16 protein-coding genes are annotated in these 21,925 nt (G+C 46.0%); 12 read left to right on the top strand and 4 right to left on the bottom strand.

Annotated elements, in window-relative coordinates; genetic code table 11:
* Nucleotides 1–76: 76 nt before the first annotated feature.
* The gene (locus NTE_RS01350; protein WP_148699392.1) at nt 77–517 is read right to left on the bottom strand and encodes a YidH family protein; all 441 of its coding nucleotides are present in this window, start codon (nt 515–517) and stop codon (nt 77–79) included.
* A gap of 2,412 nt (nt 518–2,929) precedes the next feature.
* Here NTE_RS01350 and NTE_RS01345 point away from each other — a divergent pair.
* The 3 genes from NTE_RS01345 (at nt 2,930) to NTE_RS01335 (ending at nt 5,909) form a co-directional block, all read left to right on the top strand.
* A complete protein-coding gene (locus NTE_RS01345) occupies nt 2,930–3,250 on the top strand; it encodes a hypothetical protein (protein WP_148699391.1) in 321 nt (106 codons plus the stop codon).
* Nucleotides 3,251–4,567: 1,317 nt separating this feature from the next.
* Nucleotides 4,568–5,368 carry a lipase family alpha/beta hydrolase gene (locus NTE_RS01340; protein WP_148699390.1) on the top strand — a complete coding sequence of 267 codons (801 nt, stop codon included), beginning with the start codon at nt 4,568–4,570 and terminating at the stop codon, nt 5,366–5,368.
* A 163-nt stretch (nt 5,369–5,531) separates the two neighbouring features.
* Nucleotides 5,532–5,909, top strand: coding sequence for a zinc ribbon domain-containing protein (locus NTE_RS01335; RefSeq protein WP_148699389.1), 378 nt, complete (start codon nt 5,532–5,534; stop codon nt 5,907–5,909).
* Between the two features lie 489 nt (nt 5,910–6,398).
* Here the strand turns inward: NTE_RS01335 and NTE_RS01330 are convergent, their stop codons facing one another.
* Nucleotides 6,399–6,710 carry a hypothetical protein gene (locus NTE_RS01330; RefSeq protein ID WP_148699388.1) on the bottom strand — a complete coding sequence of 104 codons (312 nt, stop codon included), beginning with the start codon at nt 6,708–6,710 and terminating at the stop codon, nt 6,399–6,401.
* Nucleotides 6,711–7,456: 746 nt separating this feature from the next.
* Here NTE_RS01330 and NTE_RS01325 point away from each other — a divergent pair.
* Complete coding sequence (locus NTE_RS01325; protein WP_148699387.1) at nt 7,457–9,232, top strand: multicopper oxidase domain-containing protein; 1,776 nt, start codon at nt 7,457–7,459, stop codon at nt 9,230–9,232.
* Between the two features lie 1,400 nt (nt 9,233–10,632).
* Nucleotides 10,633–11,457, top strand: a complete 825-nt coding sequence (locus NTE_RS01320) for a cupredoxin domain-containing protein (protein WP_148699386.1) — start codon at nt 10,633–10,635, stop codon at nt 11,455–11,457.
* Between the two features lie 463 nt (nt 11,458–11,920).
* Here the strand turns inward: NTE_RS01320 and NTE_RS01315 are convergent, their stop codons facing one another.
* Nucleotides 11,921–12,274, bottom strand: coding sequence for a hypothetical protein (locus tag NTE_RS01315; RefSeq protein ID WP_148699385.1), 354 nt, complete (start codon nt 12,272–12,274; stop codon nt 11,921–11,923).
* Here NTE_RS01315 and NTE_RS17030 point away from each other — a divergent pair.
* Complete coding sequence (locus NTE_RS17030; RefSeq protein WP_226987106.1) at nt 12,265–14,652, top strand: chitobiase/beta-hexosaminidase C-terminal domain-containing protein; 2,388 nt, start codon at nt 12,265–12,267, stop codon at nt 14,650–14,652. The two genes, NTE_RS01315 and NTE_RS17030, sit on opposite strands and share 10 nt — an antisense overlap.
* Nucleotides 14,653–15,177: 525 nt before the next feature.
* Here NTE_RS17030 and NTE_RS01300 read toward each other — a convergent pair.
* On the bottom strand, nt 15,178–15,450 hold the full coding sequence (locus NTE_RS01300) for a hypothetical protein (RefSeq protein ID WP_148699384.1): 273 nt from the start codon (nt 15,448–15,450) through the stop codon (nt 15,178–15,180).
* 1,008 nt (nt 15,451–16,458) lie between these two features.
* Here NTE_RS01300 and NTE_RS01290 point away from each other — a divergent pair.
* From NTE_RS01290 to NTE_RS01270, 6 genes are all read left to right on the top strand, one after another.
* Entirely contained in the window at nt 16,459–17,364 is a 906-nt protein-coding gene (locus tag NTE_RS01290) for a nucleotide sugar dehydrogenase (protein ID WP_226987105.1), read from the top strand.
* Between the two features lie 22 nt (nt 17,365–17,386).
* A complete protein-coding gene (locus tag NTE_RS01285) occupies nt 17,387–18,193 on the top strand; it encodes a polysaccharide deacetylase family protein (RefSeq protein WP_148699382.1) in 807 nt (268 codons plus the stop codon).
* A complete protein-coding gene (locus tag NTE_RS01280) occupies nt 18,190–19,680 on the top strand; it encodes a glycosyltransferase family 2 protein (protein WP_226987104.1) in 1,491 nt (496 codons plus the stop codon). The genes NTE_RS01285 and NTE_RS01280 overlap by 4 nt, the downstream gene beginning before the upstream one ends.
* A gap of 4 nt (nt 19,681–19,684) precedes the next feature.
* Nucleotides 19,685–19,849, top strand: coding sequence for a hypothetical protein (locus NTE_RS16185; protein WP_158384946.1), 165 nt, complete (start codon nt 19,685–19,687; stop codon nt 19,847–19,849).
* 346 nt (nt 19,850–20,195) lie between these two features.
* Nucleotides 20,196–21,233: a ParB/RepB/Spo0J family partition protein gene (locus NTE_RS01275; RefSeq protein ID WP_148699381.1), complete on the top strand. Its 1,038-nt coding sequence runs from the start codon at nt 20,196–20,198 to the stop codon at nt 21,231–21,233.
* 331 nt (nt 21,234–21,564) lie between these two features.
* Nucleotides 21,565–21,810: a hypothetical protein gene (locus NTE_RS01270; RefSeq protein WP_148699380.1), complete on the top strand. Its 246-nt coding sequence runs from the start codon at nt 21,565–21,567 to the stop codon at nt 21,808–21,810.
* Nucleotides 21,811–21,925 lie beyond the last annotated feature (115 nt).

Raw genomic sequence — 21,925 nt, 5'->3', positions numbered from 1 at the left:
GAGATCGAAGAGTAACAAGAAAAAGGTAAGTACACCACTAGCATCGGTGGGAAGAAGAAGAAGAAAAGACAAGACCCTACATCATCAGTGAAACCGTCAATAGGTAAAGTATTGTGGCGCCGCCAAAGATGGCTAGCAGTATTGCGCCAGTGTATACAACGCTCTTCTTTGGAACATACACTCCGCTTTCGATCTCTTTGTTGCCATCCCTATAGCTTTTGAGCGAGTAAAATATCAAGGCCACTCCAAGGGCAATCATCAGGACTCCGAGGATGGAAGAGAAGGAATGTTCTGGCAGCTGTTGGATGACGTTGTTTGAAGAAGACGCCGCTGCTTCTACCTCTCGCTGAATGACCACCAACTGAAACTCGCGCAAGAAAAGTCCAAACCTTGCTACAACAAAACCAAGTCCAATAAGAGCAATAGACGTCCTTAGCCAAGACAGAAAAGTTCTCTCGTTTGCCAAATATTGCTGCGCTAGGTCGATAGGCCGCCTCCTATTTTCATCATCTGGCATGTGTTGGTAAACCGCATTGGATCAGTACATCCGATCTCTTAAAAGTACTACACAATCAGATTTTGTGTATATGCCAGTGAAAGGAGCGCGGTTGTCTAGTCCAAAGAAGATGACAAGGATACAGGCTGTGGCCGCCGCGACTGCCAAGTATTTCAGTACGGCCTCCCTCCCCCCTCACGTCGGGACGGCAAGCAAAAGATGCAAAGCATGTTTTATCCCGCCAGGCTAAATTAAGTTAGGCATTTCTTTTCGCAGTAGAGATAACCCTCATTTTCAAAAGCCTGTAAAAGATGCCGCGTCGCAACCTGCCGTATTTGTTGTTTGCATACAGAGTCACTTTTTCCTTGCAATGACCGCAGACCAGCTTTCGTTTGGATATACCAAGTTGCGTGAGCGGATGGAATTGCCTGCAGGATATGCAACGATAGCAAACCAATCCCCTTAGCTGACTATCACTCAAAGCATGAAAATCAATGCCTTCCTCCTCGCATATGATTTTGGTAGCATCCAGAAGATGCTCATCTAATCCTGCGCAGACTCCTTTCATCTGTAGCAATTCTCTCTGAGTTACTGATAATAACCATCACGGAGCATGGCTCTGTACCTCTTTCAGATACGCGCGATAGGTGACTATTGCGCTAGATGTCAAATTCTCCAGCTAGCAGACACTTTTCACAGTACCTCTGGGACACAATATGACTCCCCGCTTCGAATAGTGCTTGATAGGCTGCGTAATCTCCACAAGTACGGCAGTAGGCCAAGCCTCTGCTAGGTTTTCTCTCAAATCTTCTAATCTCTATCGGCATTTGCATCATCATCATATTAATCTAGAACGGGTATTTCATTTAAGACTGGTCTATTTCGTCACTAGAGCGAAACCTATGAAGGATAATCTACACACATACTTCCATTGTCGCGGTGCGTATTTTCAAAGGCCGTCGAACAGTTGGCTGTTTGCTTTTTTGTTCCAAGGTGGCAATACAAAATGAAAACTGGGTTATAGGGTCTGCCCATACAAAGTCCAAGCAAGCACTTTAACTAGCGAATACAGCGACTACACATTTCTCTCTGTCGCAGGTCTGCCACAGACACGACACCTAGCAAGCCGATGCTCTCTCATCTGATGGCCTATTGCAAACGCCACAGTAGCATTCTGATGTTGTCGTCTCCTCATTTTTGCCCATTTGTTTCGCATCTTTCCTTGTGGCGGGGGGGGGAGGGAGGCTGTTGGTGCTATGCCTTACTTGCCAAGATGTCCCACTTTCGATTGGCTTTCGGGCAGCACCATGTCTGAGCCTCTCACCGCCGTGAAGTATCACAGCAGAAAAACACCAGATATGAGATTCTATTAAGTACATCCAAATATTCTTCTATATCAATATAATATGATATTCTGACAAATAACTATGGATCCATTCTGGGACGTGACAGCTAGTTCACTCCAAATTTGCAGAAAATGATAGCTCTCCTGTTATCGCTCTGACCAGTGTATAAAACCGTGCAGGACCACTTGCAATTCTTCATGCGTGTGGTTTCCTGTACTTGACATCGCCCCGTCGCGTACTTGCGCCGCGACGGGGTTGTCTTCACTAAAACAAAGATCGGACTCCATATCACATCTACTATATACCTTCCATTGTAGCGTGCGTATAGCTCTGCCCGATGGATTGTACGCGCCCTAAGAATCGAATTTCCTCATATACCTATCAAACTCTTTTTTGTTTCAATGCATCAATTTCAATGAGCAGCTTTTGTTGACGTCATAGGGTGCAGTCTTGACGCCCTTTCTGTTGCCTCCGCTGCAAACCTCAGATATGCCGAGAAGATACACTTGTCAGAAATGCAGCGCTCATATTCACCATCCGTAGATGTCCGCGTGCCATATTCTTGCTTCTCCACTGTCTCGACGATAAAATGCAGTTTGAAGCAGCTCAAGATAAGCAAGCTAGCGCTTTCAGGAAAGGCAGAGGTAGGCGAGGCAGCTGAAGGGTTTAATGAGGCGATGGCTCGTTTAATTGTGAAATTTTGTTCTATCTTCAGATATAGCAAGTTCTAATGAGTATCGGTAACAACGGTGACAGGCTGAGCAGAGTCCCCTGTGTGTGACATGTCATAATCGAATATCCCTCGTCAAGCTCAATCTCTGCTCCCCTGATCACCCAAGTTATTATTATTAGCGCCACGGCAAGCGTGTGTTCATAAGATCCTTCAAGTTCCCTGATAGCCCAGCTTTGCGGCAGGACGGTTTCACCACTAGGGAGACCCTTTCTAAAGTTTGACTGCTCGGTGGTTTGTACTTTCTTCGCTGACCGAATCTCGCGCGTGCGCAAAAGAAAGAGCCAAAAGCGCATGGTCTGTCTAGCTAAATTGTTGAAAGAAAGTTTAATAGAGATGCGCTTAGAGAGTTAATTTATGTTATTTGGAGTATTTGCAAGCCATAGTCCAGAGTCATGCCCGTTAAATAATGAACAAAGTAAAAGGATCTTTCTAGGGATTGACGAGAAGATAAAGGGCGGCTTGAAGAAGTATAATGTAGAAAGGCTCGTCGCTTTCTACATGTCCGTCCTGGAGCATCAATGGATAATAATTCTCGATGCAGAAAATGCACACGACGTTGAAGCCATGTGCATTGATGTTGGAATATCTGCCACAAGCATGGTGAAAATTGTCCCACTTAATGAATTTTCAACTGTCATCAACAGAATAGCGGCAGGTGGCAACAGCAGCAAATAGCAAGGACTTCAGTACAATACAGCATTTACAAGCTGAAGGATGCCAATTAGAGGCCAGGGGTGGCTGGCGCAAACTGTAAGCCTTTACCTGCTGCGAGCCAGCCCAAGCCTGATCTCGACAACCATGTTTTTGTTTTCTGGCGCCACATGGATTTCTCGCGTTACAGCATAATAATTCTCGAAATTATAAAATAAAAGGTTAAGGATGCGTAGAACAAATCTTGTTGCAAGTGGTTTTACAGCTTTTTGCAACTCATCACCAAAGTCTTTTTATTTCAAAATCTAAAGAATTACTGCTGGAGGTACACTGTCACTGCAACCTGTACCTTCAGAATGGCTAGCATGTCTCTGCTCCCGACTTCTAGGTCGGGACAGAACATTCGATACTCGTTTAAACTAAAATGTTGTAAAAGTCTGTAGGCTCTAAAAAAAGCTGCGAAAGGCAGGTTTATCGTGTTCATACCGACCCTGTCTCGGTTCTTGGGTCTCCGCTCACACAAGCAGCGCATTGTCATTACTAGGAAGAGCTTCTAAGGTTTGCCTACTCAGACGTTATTTACCATTGAAAGGTATTGAACAGTGCACTCATTCGACATGGCACCCCGCGTCCCTGCCACGTGCACCTGGGCGCTACTTACAGAGTCCCGTTCAATCCTCGAGGGGGCGCGGGTGGCTTTTCAATCAAATGAAGAAGAAGCAGGGTCTTACTCACCATGGCTTTCCTTCTAATTCCAAGCTTTCAGGCCCTTGTCCGTCTCTACCGACCGGTCTCTTTAGAGGCGAATCTATTAGACTGGTCTCGCTAATTGTTGAACGTATAAGATTAAAAGAGTTTCATCCTACATAAGATAATACCGATAGAAAATCATTTAAGAGTTGAATAGAATTACTATAGTCAAGGGGTGGATGTCGGACACTTGGCGGTTGGCTCGTCTTGTTCCATCCTTGCAAGCCAAAACATTTGCTGATGCAAAAGCCGACGTCGACCCCTCCAGTCTCGTGATATACAGTGTTCGGCAGAACTAGGTCAATCGAGTCTTTTATATCGCGGATTCAAAAGAACATATGTACACACATACACAAAAAAGCGACTTCCACATGCGGTCCTGTCTCCTTAATCGTCGGCATCATTCCGGGGATGGGATCATTGGTCCTTATGTTCTTTCAGAGAGAGAGAGAGAGAGAGACTAATCGTCAGTTATTTTCTGAAGCTGAGCGAAGGGATGCAAGAGTGATCGATTACATACAATTTTCAACCGATCAAAATAACATAATTACGTGGCGAAAGCGACATTAATTGCTTGCAACCTAATATGGTGTGAGCATTAAGAAAAATAATGTTATTATTACTACAGCAGTAGCAGTAGTGGTTGTGCTGGCACTTGCTTTCAGTATTAGTGCTGTTTATAATACTTCTTTTCATGTGGCTGTTCATTCGATTATTTTCGAGATATCTGCAATTGCATCTGATGACTCCTCATCCACTACCTCTACTAATAGCACACACCTTCTTCCAGTCCTGCTGGTTCACGGATGGAATGAAGATGCATCAATATGGGGTAAATGGGAGGAACTGCTCAAAAAAGATGGCATCTCCTTTTATCCCGTTACTTTTCAAAAATTCGATGACAAGTGCGGAGCCGCAGTTGGACATGCTACGGAACTAGCTGAACAAATTCAAACAGTCAAAAAGCAGACTGGCTCAGACAGAGTAAATATCGTAGCACACAGCAAAGGAGGAATTGACGCACGAGTATATCTTGCCGATGGAACCAAAGATGTATCAAATCTTGTTATGCTTGGAACGCCAAATGCAGGCAGCCCACTTGCTGACTCTGCAAACATATGTATGCCTGCTACGCTGGACATCCGGTCAGGAGCAAACGCAACCAAAGCACAAATGAATCCAAATGTAAAGTACTACATAATAGCTGGCGATTGGTTACACGACTTTGGAGGAAGCCCGTTGATTCCCGGTCCGGATGACGGTTTGGTTGCGGTTAGCAGCGTGGAATCTGAGAAATACTTTCAGAGCCTTGGAAGGACTTCGCATTCGCATGCAGAGTTGCTCGGAGAGCAAGAGTACAACATGACACGTAATGTTCTAGTCGAGAGGTAAGGAATGAGCACGAAAATCAGACGAGTTGTGACCTGTCAAAAGGCCATAAAATGAACGATAATGGGTCTCCTCCCTGTGTGTATGAAGAAGCTGATGCGTGTAATGCACGACCTTTACGGATAGAAAAAACGATAAGCAACATCATCCATGCTCAACTTAACTCATGTCCAAAGATGTCCTGTTGGTGTTAAATGATCTCTTGAAAAAGAACGTTGTTTCTTCAGACCTGCTGCCTGATATAATCTCTAGGTACTCCGAACTAAAAGCAAGTTTTGACAAAAACCCTTACGGGGAGGCCCTAAAACAAGTGATGAATAGCGTCGACAGGTCTTTCATGTCTGAGGAGGAAATGATCCCCTCTTCTCAGATCCTTCTCTTGGGCGTGGCCATAAACCTCGTGAAGATGGAGAAAGCACAACAATCCCAAAGGATAGATTTCTTTTCCTTTTTACCAAATGCCGGCATGAAGAAATGCTCAAAGTGTAACGTCCTCAACATACAAAACGCAAGATTCTGCTACTCATGTGGCGAGCACCTCTAGACAGTTTCATGCCCTTTTTTTCATGACAGCTTCTTGTTGTATCCATCCGGATGGTAGAATGGATGCCAAAGAATCCGGGCTGTCGTTTTACAGTGAGCAGTAGAGGACTATAATCCTCACGACCGAAACGAAGCTTGATTTTTACGGTGAGTTATATGTGCGTGCGACATTTATTACATTGTGAATATGGACTATGCAGTCTTCTTTTTCGGCATTGGCCATGCCAATAGTAAACTCACTAGGAGCATCTGGCTACCCTGCGCTGCAGACCTTCCTATCGCACATATTGGATAAAAATAGACTCTTCTATTCTGGGAAGAGGCTGTTCTTTATTCTCTTGGCCGCGGTAACTTTTGAAATGCTCGAAGAAGTGTTTTAGAAAAGTGAAGAAAGAGAGATGTCAATGAATCGAACTGTGGATCGAGATATATATAATCCACATCCTCAGATTTTTTTCATCGCCGAGGCTAAAGCCTCTGTAACATTACATTACCAAGGCTTTTGTTGAAATTCAATTCTAGGTCTAGTGAAATGAACCTCTACCTCTTTCAACCTCTCCATCGAACCGTTTCCTTTTCTTAATTCAGAATAGGATGGATGATTGCGGACCTTCTGTAACATGCTAATGACCTCTTTTTCTGTCACCCCGTGCTTGACATCGTATTCTATTTGTCTGCAGATGTGGTTCAGTCCGCCGTATTTCTTGTGATTCCTTTTCTCAAAAGCAGAAGCAGTTTCAGATAGGCCCTTTACGTACTTTACAACGGTCTTTTGCATGTGTTCAACATGCCATTCTTTCATTGGAAAACTATTTTGCATAAAAAATTACTCACATCAAGGTAGAATGGACCTGCTTATAATTCAGCCGCATGACCTTGCCGAGAGACATGGAAGACGAGTTAGAATTCGATGTATGCTAGGATATAGAGAGGGAGATATCAGATTTCCGGCCAGTCGTTGTTAATTCTAATACCGCTTCACCTCAGGTTGACCCAATTCTGGTCAATACTTTTGGCGTGTTTTTGTGCGTGGAAGGGGAGAGGGGGACAGTCTTTTTTTAGAGCCGCAGAAAAATTAGCATGTCTCACCCTCCCTTCTCCCCGCTCAAAAACTGCAGGTCTGTAGTAAAGGGAATGGCTCTGTAGCTGCAACTTGTTGTAGGCTAGCTCCGATATGGGGCTCAAGGGAAAGAAAAACCACTACGACATGAAAAAATATAACTGCTCAGACGTTGCGGCTGCTTGATCAGGCCAAAGGACAACGAAAGGTGATATGCTGTTGCGTTGAGGAACGAGAATATATATTTTCACAGGGAATGCAGAAACGAAAGTTGCACTGTGAAAGTTCTCTTTTTGAAATAATAAGTAACCATGATGATAATCGATATTCTCTTTTTGGCCAATGACTAATATGGATGATATCGCCGTATTTTGCAAGATTCTGTCTTTTGCATAAAATCATTGAACACACCTCATCACGGGTTTTGTCCACTCATAAGCCGATGCTATTGGTCACAACTTGTGACAAGGAATTACTTAATCCTTATTTTGTCAAGTTTAACCGTGTCGGTGGATAATAATGACAACAACAATAGCTACAACCATAGTAGCAGCAGCAACAGCGGCAGTAGCCAAAACAGAAGCGCCGGCGGAGGGGAAGGAGGATGGGGCAAGCTCACAGTCGCAATCTTGGCTGGGATGCTGCTGGTATCGACATTAATTGTCGGAATTACTTTGCCACTTTCGTCATCATTATCGCCCTCCTCCTCACCAAGTGAGGAAAGAGAAACGATGGTGGCGGCAGAAAGATCGTCAGTAGCAGCAACAGCGGCAGCCAATGCCGAGAGAGATGCTGAAAAGAGCGCTGATGATGATGATTTTGAACTGTACGGTCATACATCTTCCGCAGCAGATGAAGCTGCTGTTAAAGAGTTAACCCTGGTTGCCCAGGAAGCTGAGCTGGAAATAGCGCCTGGCAAGGTGGTAAAGACATGGACATTCAATGGCACGGTACCTGGTCCAGCCCTCATGTTTGCCGAAGGAGACCACGTGAGAATCAAATTCATAAACAAGACTCCAATTCCTCATACTCTTCATTTACACGGAAATCATGACGATGCCAATGACGGCGTCCTTCCACAGATAATGCCAAACGATTCGTACATCTACAACATCACTGCAGGTCCAGCAGGAGCCCTCATGTATCACTGCCATGCACATCCCACGTCACTTCACATAAGGATGGGGATGTACGGCGCCATGATAATTGATCCAAAGGACAAGCCACTGCAGCCTGCAAGAGAATTTGTCATGGTGATGGGAGAATATGACAGCAAGGACGTAATGAAGTTTGAAGCGGAATACTATCCGATAAATGGCTATGCCGACCAGTACATGAAATATCCACTTGAAGCAAGGAATGGCGAGCTGGTAAGGATGTACGTCATAAACATCGGAACCACAATACCGTATCAGTTCCACCTTCACAGCACAATATTCAAAGCATATCCATCGGGTCTGCTGTCAAATGAGCCCATAGATGCCCAGACGATTGCCGTGGGACCGGGCGATGCGACTATAGTTGAGGCAAGATGGAAGTATCCGGGAGATTACTTGTTTCATAGCCACGGAATCCAGGAGGAGCGCGGAAATATGGGGCAAATCCATGTAGTCGATAGCAACCAAGCTAATAATAGTAATAATGGCTCGACTCTAGCCAACAACAACTCCTCCACTGCCTTGACTAACGCGACAACAACGACGATCTCTGCCGGAAAGAGCGTCTCAATGTTTGATTGGCAGTACGAGCTTCAGAACAAACTGCAAAAGCCCAAAGTATTCAATTATACTGATGACGAATTGATGGGAAAAAGTGTCGCGCAAAATAATAACCACGGCGCGGTCACTCACGATGAAGCAGCAGGAGCAGCAAGTCACAACAATACACATTCAGATGAAGGCACCGCCGTCGCCACCACGGAGACTCGTACTACTGCTGCTACTACTAATAACAGCACTGCCAAACAGACAACAGCAGTATCAATAGCGAGCGGCGCGTCAAATCCGAACAGCGGGCTATCATACGAGCCCCTTGAAGTGACGGTCAAGTCGGGTAGCACTATAATCTGGGCCAACAAGGATTCGATCATGCACACCGCCACGTCTGGAAGTCCAGAAGCAGGACCGTCTGGGGTATTTGATACTGGAATAATTGGTGGTTCTGGAGAAGTCTCAGAAACAGCAATCAATGCAAAGCCGGGAATCTATGATTACTACTGCACGCTACATCCTCACATGAAAGGACGATTGACAGTGACAGAATAAAGGCGGAGCAGAGGACGTGAACTATGATGTTGGAAGGGAAGCGTGGAGGACAGACAGAGAGAGAGAGAGAACAGAGGACCTCTTCTGATCCCCCATTCCATTACCGCCTCGCCACAAGCAACTCTTTTTTCCTTCCTCCGGCCCCTCTCCCTATTTGTTTCCAAATTTCTTACTGCATTTTGCGCAGTATGTTTTTCGAAATCTGCCCTCTGTCTTGCCGTTTGCCAAGTATCCTATGAGGGTGCCACAGTTATCGCACTTTATTACCGTCACACATTTCAAGTGATACCATTTGTCGCCTCCGACCGTTATACCGCTGCTTGATTCTGCAATCTTTAATCCACAGACTAAACAATTGTTGATCACGGTAGTGGCCACCAATACTATTCTCAAAGCAGTTTACACACTTTAATCTATAAAGCATTTTGCGAGCATCGGTAGGTGGGTGTGTATATGTGAAAAAAGGCTCTGGTGGGAAGTCAGCTGACTATGATGAACCAAGCTAGGCAATCAGTCGTATTCCTACCAGAGCTAGATTTATGCTTGTGGGGACTGCGGTTGTATTTTCACGATAAATGCAACACATCAAAGTGGTAAATGTCCGGTATTTAAGAAACAGAACCTGAATCGCATTGAAGGACTTTCAACCTTTTCATCTTGGCACGTCGAGTAGCTGCTCTCATTAACATTCCACAGCAAGGACAGCGCGGCCCTATGGTAAAAGATCTCTCGCATAGCCTGCACCACTAGCCCTTGGAATAATTGGCAAGCTTATGTATAGCGTAGGGATGTCTTTCGCATATATTACGACAGCCCAAGTTTTCTGGCTAGCTTTCGAAGCCATTATCTTAATGAGTTTTGCATCTGTTTTTTCTGCGTGTACATTGTGGCTTTATGATATACGGCAATGTCTACCTACAATCAAGTTACGTTCCGGTCCCATCTGACGTTCTCTAGTGAGCTCTGGTTTACCATTCGTCGTCCTGCGGGACCATCAGTGTTTTGGCTTCTTGGAAAAATAATTCTGGGAAATTGGTTAACGTTCGTTGTCGTTATGGTGTTATTCGTCATAACCAGAGTGATCCTTCTGAGATAGTTCTACGATAATGTGCACAACTGAACGGTATGCGTATATTCATAGGATGGAAATAAGTTATTGCAGCAGACGTCTTAACGCAGTCGTCGTGCGCAAGTACGTTAACTGCGGAGTTCTCGTCAGATTTAGGTCTGGCGGAGCTAGACGTGAGCTGCTTACTTACTAAATAGTTCATGACGATAAATATCGTAATTTTCTTATTCTCGAGCTGAAAATATATTATTAATACGAAACATACCACTGTGTGTGTTCTAAGAAGCTTTTTACCGGCTAACTTATTAGTTAGACAACTCTGCGGCAGAACATGGTAAACCGAAATGTTATGATGGGAGCCATAATCGCAGTTGGCATCCTGGTAGCAACAGCGAGTCTGGCTGTTTCCAGTATTGCAGCACAGCCTGGAGGAAACATGATGCAAAAAGGGCAAGGAACAGGACAAGGACAAGGGAACAGTACTAACGATAGTAGTAGTAACATGACAAAGACGACGATGATGCAAGGCGGCAGCAGTGGCACTGGAAATCAACAAAATGACGAGAGGCCATCAGTTCAGTATCAGTTGAACAAAAAGTATCATGACTACAAAGACGGCGTGTCCACCGTACGGGCAGGTGCAGGCGGTCATGTCGCACCGCTGACAATATTCTTTCCAAATCATGCCGAGGTAAAGGTAGGCGAGAAAGTTGCCTTTATCAATCCGACCAGAGTGAGCGAGCCTCACACCGTGACGTTCATGTTTGACAACAGTACTTTTGCAGACTTTGCAGCACCATTTGTCATCGACAACAGCACATCTATCAGGTCGGCTGTTCCCAATGCAAATGCAGAGCCAGTGGTCATGCCCGGACAACAGAATGGCACTAAAGTGATTGTCGCGTTGAACAACCGCTCATTCATGCCGACAGTAATAGATTCATCAGGAAAGGTAACATACCTTCCACCTAACGGCAACTATACCATTACTGGCACAGAAAAGTATGTCAACTCTGGCTGGATCTGGCCAAAGGGAATGTCGCCTCCTGGACTGCCGCCAATAGATTCATTCCAAGTCACCTTTAGCAAAGCGGGCACATACAGCTACTACTGCCAGGTGCATCCGTGGATGGCGGGAGATGTGGTTGTCAAGTAGCAGAAGTAGTAGCAGTAGACAACACCCTCTTCTTCTTTCTCTCCCTCCTCTTTTTTCGAGCACATTCTAGTTCTGCTATTCTCGCACTGGCAGCAGAATCTGGCTCAATGTTATTAATCTCAACAGATCGATTTCCTATGGAAAACCCACGACTGACTCACCAACAAACTCTTGACACAATGAGAGAAGGTGGAAGAGAGAGAACGAAAACAAGGCGCGGGTCTTTCTTTCCCTCTGTATATATCTGAGTATATTCCCAATTAGGGGCCTAACTGGTTCACTGACTATGGCCATCGATATATCTAGCTCTGCTTGCCAAAAAGTTTAGTTTCTTGCAGATGTATAGTTAAATTCATTTGTGTAGTATTTATTGTAAGAACCTTCCTAGTTCACATTATAGTACAAAAACCGATAATAAACTGAGATTCAGTCTGCATTAAAGATATGGTGATCACAATTAGATTCAACACTTTTTCGCAGTGTTTTTGATAGGGGCCTTACTATGTTTAGCATATTTTTGTATATACAAGTTTAACATGGAATTGTAATAGTTGTCCTTTGAGTTGACGCAACCTTCATGCAAATCCAGTGATATGCTTCCTGCGGTAGTCGTCGTCGCTATCAAACCCTTGGTCAGACCAACTTTCTCTTCCTTCTCGTCCTTCTTGCTGATGCATGCCAAAGCGCCTTCCCCTCTTCTTCCTTCGCCTCCCCCACTAACGATGAAAACTACTGCCGCAAAAGACGTCAATTTTTCAGCTGCCTGTCTAACAATGAGGATCGTCTTGTGACGGTAATATGATGAGATTGAGTTCAAAGCCTAGCCGACACGGCGCCCCTGCATTTGTACTTGCAGTTATGCTCTTGGCTTCATCGACAACTCTATTTCTTGGCAGTAGTGATTATTATTATCATCCAAAACAGGCTTATGCCGCGCCCTGCAACTGCGTCATCTTTAGAATAGACGACATCCAAGACTCTTGGATAAACAACGTCCAGGTGGCTGTTATGGACAAATTCATCGCTCACAGCCAAAAAGCCACCCTGGCAGAAATAATGAACTTTTTTGGAAGCGATTCTCTAGTCCTTGACAAGACAAAGCAGGGAGGAAACGCGGGCCTCTTTGAGTATGCCCTGCACGGCTGGAACCACGACGACTACACTACTTTATCGCAGAGCCAGCAGCAGTCCGATCTCCAAAAGGCAAATGACAAGATGCAGTCCTTGTATGGCAAAAAGACAAACATCTTCATCACTCCCTACAATGTCTTTAACGCCAATACATTGACAGCTATGAAAAATCTAAACTTGAAGATTATCAGCGCAGACACATTTGCAAGTTATTACGACAGTCACCCCTCAACTCCATTTGTTACAAGCCCGGACAGCAATGGGATTTACCATGCGCCCGAGATAACCGCCTTTAGCGTGTGGACCAACGACCAGAACATCCAGCAATCAGCTTCTAAAATCCTCTCAGACATTGACTCAAGCATATCTCAAAGGGGCTGGGTAGTAGTAACCATGCACCCCCAGGATTTTGCCAATTTTTCATCTAGTGGGGAAGCGTTGAATTCCGTGAACCAGAATTCCATAGCGCGCATTGACACAGTGCTCAACGGCATCAACTCGCGGGGTTATTCAATAAAATCCTTCAACGAGCTTGTAGGGCTTGCTCAGGGTGGCGGTGGTGATACCACTCCGCCCGTAGTGACAGCTACGCCTCCAGGTGGCTCTTACTCATCAGCACAGTCTGTAACGCTGTCTGCAAATGAGCCTGTAACGATATACTACACCACAAATGACAGTACGCCTACAACGTCAAGCCCCGTCTACTCTTCACCGATATCCATCACCTCTACAACTACTTTGAAGTTCTTTGCCGTTGACACTGCCGGCAATGCAAGCCCTATAAAGAGTGAAACCTACACGATCTCGGGCTCGTCATTTCCAATAACTCACATGTCAGATACAACCAAGACTTTTGGCCTTGCCATGTATGCTGGTACACAGCAGGCGTACGCCGAGTTTGTAACGCCCGGTTCGCAGCTTGCAGGAAAGAGCATCGACCAGATGACAATAGAGCTGCGAAAGACCGGCTCGCCTACGGGTACAGTTCAGGTCGGTGTCTTTAACAGCGACTCAACTGTGAAAAAGCTGTTTGGTACAAAGGACGCATCAACTCTGACTTCGACATACATGGACTATACCTTCTCGCTGGCCAGTAATGACCTCTATACAATCCAGTCAGGCGACAGGATTGGCGTCAAATATTCAGGCGGAAATTCTGCCAACTTTGTAGCGGTGATGCTTGACAAGGACGCGGCGGATCCATTTGACGGCGCAAATTCACATCTTCAACAATATGATGGCACCTCATGGCTTGACTTTACAGCAGATGACCTGTACATGATACTAAAGCAGACGCATGGTGCAACAGATACCACTCCTCCCACAGTAACTGCCATGCCCGCAGGTGGAACGTATCTAACAACTGTATCAGTCACACTTGCCGCCAACGAGCCTGCAACAACATACTACACACTTGACGGCTCTACCCCAACCACTTCAAGTAACGTCTATACTACATCGATTCAAATTTCAACGACCACAACTCTCAAATTCTTTGCAAGAGACACTGCCGGCAATGCAAGCCCTGTAAAGAGTGAAACCTATACTATCAATAGCTCACCATCCTTCCCGGTAACCCACATGTCTGACACTACACAGACCTTTGGCCTTGCAACGAACGCTGCCGCCATGCCGTCGCACGTTGAATTTGCATCTTCAACTTCGCAACTAGTAGGCAAGAGCATTGACCAGATAACACTCAAGATGAGAAAGACGGGCAGCCCAACAGGAACAGTACAGGTGGGAGTCTTTAATTCCGACCTTTCTGTCAAGAAGCTGTTCGGTACCAGAGACGCCGCCACTGGAATTACGTCGACATACACGGACTATGTCTTTTCGCTGACAAACAACGAGCTGTACACAATACAACCCGGAGACAGAATTGGAATCAAGTATGCGGGAGGAGATGCAAGCAACTTTGTAGCGGTGATGCTTGACAAGGACGCGGCGGATCCATTTGACGGCGCAAACACGTACAGGCAGCAGTTCAGCACCAGTACTAACTCGTGGACCAGCCTTACGCCAGATGATATGTACATGATACTAGTGCAGACGCATGGATGAAGATTTAATGGCGGTGGCGGTGATGATGATGCTGGTCGTAATGATATGATGGGCAGCTATGCACAAAGGGTGCGCGTAGCCGCGTCGTCTTCTTCTAACACCCTGCATTTGATGAGGAAAATATCTCACTCCTTTGTATGTGCATGCGCGTGTGTGTATATATTCATAGAGCGAGAGAGTGAGGAGCAAAAGAGAGCTTGCTCCTGTCAATAGTAGTAGTAAAAACGTTGATGCTACTTTATCGCACTGTTGAGAGAGAGAGACAGAGAGACAGATAGACAGATAGACAGAGACAGATAGGTAGATAAAGAAGTAAAACCAGCCTTACTTGCTCGCCTCTCTGCGGGCTTTCAGGCCAGAATGAACAAGGCGAATTTCAGTATAATCCGTCTCTACCTAGAGATAGGAGATTGTCATAGAAATAGCAGAGATGTTGCGACTGTTGACTGATTGGCTAATGAAAAGAGCAGTCGAGAATCAGCCAAGAGGACTCTTCTAGATGATATAGATAATAAGATGCTACGCCTAGGCGAGTGGTTTTGAGGGAACAAAACGCACAGTCACGCCACGGAGGGTGCCATAGTCAAACGTGTACATTTCATTGCCTGCGACCGGCAATGATTCAACCTTGCCGCTTTCGCAGGAGGGGCATTTTTCCACCCCTCTTCCGTCCAGATAGGATGCGCACCAAAAGCAAGAGCCGCAAAGCGTAAACTGCACGTGCCTCGATATCCTTGTTCCTGCATTTTTTTCCTCATCTCTTACAATAGTTGTAATTGTTTTTGTTTCCGTTTTCATTTTGATTTTTCACTCCGTTCGCCTAAATCGTCACAAGTCTTTTTTCGTTAGTGAAGAATAGAGACGTCCGTCAGGGATTGCAACGGTCATTGTTGCTTTAAAGGTTTCGATTGCCGGACCAGAACCCTGTAGAATAGAAGCAAGCAGGCAGGCAGCCAAGTAAACAAGTCGTCATACCGAGATAGCCGCGCACAAGGTGGAATCTCTCTGAAAATTCTCTAGGCAAAGATAGAAAGGGAAAGAAGCCAGACAGTAGTAGCAAGAAGTGAAAAGAGAAGCTGCTGACTCTTGGATACAAAGGGATCGTTCAGGAGGGTCTCTACATATCTCACAAAAATTCGTTAATGAAATACTCCTTGCAATGGTCAATCTTTGGATTCTTTGCAAAAAAAAGATGAGAGAGAGAGAGAGAGAGATAAAGAAAGAGAGAAAGAGGGGAAATAAGTAGCGCAAGCTAGCCTCTTATTTCATACTCGACAGACTTTTCTCTCTCTCCACTTCTTCTTTCGAGTTCTTCCTTTTTGTGCTCCCTATGCCGTAGCGCTGAACGACTTGGCCGTAACTTCGGACAGAGATGTTGGAGAGCCGCTGACACTGTTCCAGACATAAATCTTGACGGTGTAATCGCGCCTGCCGCGGCTATGGTTTAGGATCTTGAACCATCCACGTCCTTACCTGCATCAACGGTTCGCATCAGAATCGGCAATAGATATGCGCATCATTGTCATCTACCACCCCACCATAAGGACTAGGATCGTATAGTTCTCCTATGACATCTTGGTAGCTGCAAGAGCTCTTTCTATGACTTTGGCCTGCCATCCAATCTCAGATCTAATGCCTCTCAAATAGCATGGATTCAGGCAGAAAGTTTGCCATATGGGAGAGGTGGATCATAATTGAAAAAAATTTGTATCCTGATCAGGAGCTCGATTCCATATAATTTCTGCATAATGGTCTTGCATAAGTGTTTTTACTAATATTCATACCTACTCCAGCTCGCATCTACATATGAGCAACAACGGTAAAACCACCCGTACTACCTCCGCCCACTATTCGACAAGCAAAAAGCAAGTTTTGGTCATAGGCCTTGGCCAGATAGGCTACAGCAACGCAGAGTACATGACAATGAAGGGGCTGACTGTCGATGGATACGACATCAGCGAAAAAGCAATTCAACGTGCTGTTGATGATCAAGTGATAAGGAAAAGAGCGCAAAGCTTTGCCGGCTATGACTATTACATTATCTGCATATCCACCCACAGGCCGGAAGACATGTTCCAGCCTTACCTTGACGGATTGTTTGACATTGCAAGGCAGCTTTTGTACGAAGGCAAGCAGGGCGCGCTGGTAGGCATTGATAGCACCATAACCAGGGGAACCTCTGAGAAGGTTCTGGAAATGCTGCGCCACAAGATGCACGTGGTGCACGTTCCCCACAGGTACTTTGGCCCTGAAAAGCACGACCATGGCGTGAACCAGACGCGCGTAATTGGCGGATGCGGGGAATGCTGCATAGAAGCTGCAAAGCACTTTTACGGAAACCTGCTGGACATCCCTCTTCATACTGTAGAGTCAGTAGAAGTAGCCGAGCTGTGCAAGATCGTTGAAAACTCGTACAGGTTCATGGAGATAGCCTTTGCAGAAGAGCTGAAAATGTTCTGCGATAGGTCAGCAATAGATTTTCAAGAGCTGAGAGAAGCCATCAATACAAAGTGGAACATCAAAGTACTGGAGCCCCGTGAAGGCATCGGCGGCCACTGCCTTCCAAAGGACAGCCAGATGTTCCTTGGGCTGCTAAAGAACGTGCTTGATACGAGCATCATAGACGCGGCAAAGAAGGTGGACGAGGAGTACAGGCGGCATCATAGCGTGTACGCTGTCTCAGCCAAGGTCAAGTCTCCTCAGAGCGCCTAGTGGAACTGTGACGGTAGGAAAGATGAAAGCCGCACATGTGGGCATGATAACCACCGCCATTGTGGTGGTGCTGAGTGTGGTGACTATAATCCCGGCGTTTACCCAGCAAAACGCCAAGCCTGAAGTGCCAGTCATGCTCGTTTTTGATATAAACGACGATAACGCGCAGAACCTTCCGGCATGGTGTACCGATCTGTCCGCGTCCCTAGAAGGCCACAATGTGCGGGCCACTGTCTTTATCTCAGGCAAGCTCGCCGAACAGTATCCACAGTGTGTCGCGATTTTTTCTTCGTCTTCTTCTGCCGATAAGGAGACGATGATGATAGATGTTGGCAGTAAAACCTACAGCTATGCGAACCTGATATTGATGCAGGATTACACGCAGGCGCTTGAAGAAGTAAGGAAGGGCAAAGACGCAGTGGACCGCGCCGGAGGCGACATCGACTCGCGGCTTTTCAGGGCGCCGTACGGCTCGACTGACCAGAACATCTACTCGATGCTGTCGCGCTCCGGCATAGTCGCCGACTTTTCCTACAGCGACCACTACAATACGTACCGTGATGGCAACTTTGTGCGCTTTAATGTGACAAGCTTTGAAGGCGCAAAGGCAGGTCCAGAGCCTCTCCTGAATCTGGATTCACGGCAGCCGGTCATGGTCATCTTTGACAATAACTCGGTTCCCATCAGCGAGGTTGACAAATTCATAGACAGGGTGATGACCGGCCATCACGCGCAGTACGACCCCAAGTTTGTCAACGCATCGGATCTAGCGCAGATGCAGCTCACATTGAGAGAGAAAGCAGAGGAGGGGGAGGGTAGAGAACCTTGACGCTGTCTGAAGAAAAAGAAGAAGGAGAAGAAGATAAAAAGATTATTACAACGTCGACGACGACAACACCAAACAAGTCCCGGTTCCAGACAGGCTGCCTCCAGCAGGTTTCCCAGGATGGCAGGATAAGAACCACAAGAAAGGGGTGGGCTTTGCGCGTAGCTACGTTATCCGGCATGTCCATCATCATGGCGTTCACGCTCTATACTGGAATAATGTCAGGCGACGCGTTGCTAGTGTTCTCCAATATTTTGCCGCTTAACTCCATACTGAGCATGTACATTGCCTGGTTCCATTACAAGAGCCCGATAACAGGCAAGTTGGAGGATCAAGACGTTGTCTCTGTCATCATACCCGTATACAACCAGAAGGAAATGATAGAGACAGTCATCGACGCCATCTTCCAGTCCACCTACCGAAGCATAGAGGTGGTGGCTGTAAACGACGGAAGCAGGGACGGCTCGAAGGAAATCCTTGACAGGCTTGCCGGCAAGTACAGTAACCTAAAGGTCATACACAAAAAGAATGAGGGCAAGAGAAAGGCAGTAGCAAGTGGCATATTTGCCTCAAAGGGCGAATACGTACTGCTTCTGGATTCTGACAGCGTGCTGGATCCAAACGCTGTAGCAGAGATGGTACGTGCCTTCAAATCTGACTCAAAGATAGGCGGCGCTGTGGGCCACGTCAAGGTGTGGAACGCCAACAAGAACCTCCTGACCCGCGTGCAGGACGCCTGGTACGACTTTGCATTTAACGTGGGCAAGTCAAGCGAAAGCGTCTTTGGCAGCGTCACTTGTTGCTCAGGATGCCTTGCAGGATACAGACGCGATGTCATCAAGGACTTTGTCGCTTATTGGGCGGGCGCAAAGATGCATTCCAGCGACGACAGGGAATTGACCTCGTACGTGTTAGGCTCAAAGTGGGGCAAGGAAAAGATAATAGAGATAATGGGCAAGCCGATCTCAAGGCAGCTGTTCGAGTCGGCGGCAAGCTACGACGACGCAGAAGACCGCGTGCTGACGGCTTCCGCGCTTGAAAAGTGGAAGACGGTCTACGTGGCTTCAGCCATTGTCTATACCGACGTGCCTGAGAAATTCAGAGGGTTTTTGAAGCAGCAGGAAAGGTGGAAGAAAGGCTACATCCGGACAAACTTTTTTGTAAGCTCATTCTTCTGGCACCAACGCAACCCACTCATGACGTTTTCCTTTTACACAGACTTTATGGCGACGTTCTCCTCCCCACTCATAATGATAGCCGTGTTCGTTTACGCGCCCATAGTGCACGGACAATATTACTACTCGCTTTCATTCCTTTCAAGCCTGTTCCTCAAGGGCATCGCCATCGGCCTTGACTACAAGTACCGTGACGCGTCGAGCAAGAACTGGAAGTACTACCCGCTCACCATCGTGATGACCAACTTTGTGTTGTCATGGGTGCTGTTTCCGGCGCTCTTGCGCTTCAAGGTGAACAAGTGGGGGACGCGCTGACGCAATGCAGCAGGTCCTGCTCCCGACAAAATGCAGCTATTGCGATATACTGCTTGAAGGCCGCGAGCAGTTTGTAGGGCACATGATTCATAGTCACGAGTTACCCATTGCACAAGCTGAAGAGATGTGGGAGTCATCAGTGTCGGCTCGCATGTGCAGGTCGGCATAGAGTCATACATTGTATTTGCAAAGCAAGGCAGAGAATGTGAGAGAGAGAAGATTACGAGAACGACGTGCGAAACTAGAGGCTACAGGCTAGTACTTTTCCACAAAAATTTTTAAAATTAGACTGTCAAAAATATAATTGTATTAGATATTACTCTTCTCTAAGAATATTCCTTTATGATCGTCCCTGTATTCGGCGATATTCTGAATATTCAGCCTTTCTCGGCACTCACTTGATGTATTTGCTAGATTAAAGTTGAAAAATCCTGGATTATCGCTTACGAGCATTCTTAAATATCATATCTCGTGCTTGTGCAACAACCAATTAATTTCACCATGTTGGGATATAGTTGAATGAGAGAAATGCAACAGATCTTGGAGCAGGCGTCGCTTCCACTGGCGATACGGAAGAACAGAGAGGCTTAATCCAATACATCAAGGCTTCAAGCATCAAGTTCTCCGCGCTCTTGCTGCGGCCCCATGACGACAAAGAAATCATGCAACTCTCTAAATCTATCAAAGAGGTAGGATTACTTCAGCCCATCATAGTCAGGCTAAAGGACGGCTTTTACGAGATAGTCGCAGGGAACCGCAGATTCACGGCATGCAAGGCTCTAGGATGGAGAAAGATTCCCTGCTATGTGCTGGATCTCGACGACAAGGCAATGTTCGAGATGGCTCTCATAGAAAACGTCCAGCGAAAGACCATGACTCCTCTGGAAGAAGCAGAGAGTTTCAGAAGATACGTCGAAGAAAAGGGATGGGGAAGTGTGGCAGAGCTTGCTTCAAGGATAGGAAAAAGTAGCGCGTACATATCCAAACGCATAGCCCTTCTTGATCTCCCAACAGATGTCAGGGACAGAATAGCAAATAACGAAATTTTCCCTTCAGCAGCAGAAGAAATTCTGACTATAAAGGATAAAGAAAAACAATCCGAGCTTGCAAACATGATAGCTGCACGACGGCTGACTATCAAAAAGGCGCGGTTGCTTGTAGATCAGCTAAAAAAGAAGGAATCGCTTGTAGGCAATAACAGTAGTAGCATTGTAGATACCATTCTGGTAAATGACATGATCATGGCAGGCAGCAACACCTATTCTCCACAGCAGCAAGAATGCGAATATGACGACATTAGTCAACAGTTAAACCAGATTACTACAAAGGGATACGACCATCTCACAATCAAGTATCACAAGGCCTTTGATAGGGCAATAGTAGCTTCCAAGATCTGCATGAACAACATGGACGACGTGCTAAAAGACGTGGAAGAAAACTGGCTCGTCTATGAACTCCTGCTCCAACAAAGAACAACCATACACTCGATCATAGACCTCCTGCAAAAAGAAAAAAGGAATTTGCGCAGGGCGAGACTCTTCAGGTATATATGAAAATAGAAAAAAATTCACGTCCGCAGGGTTGTTCAAGAGCTATAGCATCAATATAATATTTCGACATCGAAAATATTTTGACAAAAACAATAGTCAATTGGCGAAACGGACTGTGATGTGTTGTTTGCGAGATTCACTTCCATAATCCGCTAATGCACTATTCGCGTACACCTCTGTTCACCTCATCGACTATTCCAATGTACATGGACAGGCGTGTCGTCTTTACAGAAACCTCACTATGCGTTTTATAATATATATACATGCGCACAAAAAAGGCTCGAATAGCGATAAATAGTTCAGAAAAAACTTGCTCGCAGGTGACAAATGTATCGTGCCAACCCTAACCATTGCGGCCGTCGACCTGCCGTCTCCGATTCAAGTAAAGACTTGGCTTGAAGATTGGGAAGAAAGCGCCGGCGGAACCTGGAACGAACCAAACTGGAGTGCAAACCCATACAGGATCACAGTGACGGGTCTTACTGCCACACAGGTACAGGATGCAGTTGAGTCCACGCTTGATGCCTACAACGATCAAGTCGGGGCAGGAAAAAAGTACCTTAGCTATACTGTAGCATAGCAGGCGGCGCTCTTGCACGGCTATCCGCAAAACCCTATTTTTCCATTTTTCTTGGGCATTTTTATAACAGTATTTTTCCAACCAGAGATAGAGTCTCAAAAAAAGAATTGTGATG

The organism is Candidatus Nitrososphaera evergladensis SR1 (assembly GCF_000730285.1).
GTDB classification, from domain to species: domain Archaea; phylum Thermoproteota; class Nitrososphaeria; order Nitrososphaerales; family Nitrososphaeraceae; genus Nitrososphaera; species Nitrososphaera evergladensis.
This window is presented reverse-complemented; position numbering and strand designations above follow the sequence as displayed.

Excerpts from the sequence above, each read along its gene's own strand:
- NTE_RS01350 (WP_148699392.1), bottom strand. The coding sequence starts at position 517 with ATGCCAGATGATGAAAATAGGAGGCGGCCTATCGACCTAGCGCAGCAA.
- NTE_RS01345 (WP_148699391.1), top strand. The coding sequence starts at position 2,930 with ATGTTATTTGGAGTATTTGCAAGCCATAGTCCAGAGTCATGCCCGTTA.
- NTE_RS01335 (WP_148699389.1), top strand. The coding sequence starts at position 5,532 with ATGTCCAAAGATGTCCTGTTGGTGTTAAATGATCTCTTGAAAAAGAAC.
- NTE_RS01330 (WP_148699388.1), bottom strand. The coding sequence starts at position 6,710 with ATGAAAGAATGGCATGTTGAACACATGCAAAAGACCGTTGTAAAGTAC.
- NTE_RS01320 (WP_148699386.1), top strand. The coding sequence starts at position 10,633 with ATGGTAAACCGAAATGTTATGATGGGAGCCATAATCGCAGTTGGCATC.
- NTE_RS01300 (WP_148699384.1), bottom strand. The coding sequence starts at position 15,450 with ATGAAAACGGAAACAAAAACAATTACAACTATTGTAAGAGATGAGGAA.
- NTE_RS01290 (WP_226987105.1), top strand. The coding sequence starts at position 16,459 with ATGAGCAACAACGGTAAAACCACCCGTACTACCTCCGCCCACTATTCG.
- NTE_RS01285 (WP_148699382.1), top strand. The coding sequence starts at position 17,387 with ATGAAAGCCGCACATGTGGGCATGATAACCACCGCCATTGTGGTGGTG.
- NTE_RS16185 (WP_158384946.1), top strand. The coding sequence starts at position 19,685 with ATGCAGCAGGTCCTGCTCCCGACAAAATGCAGCTATTGCGATATACTG.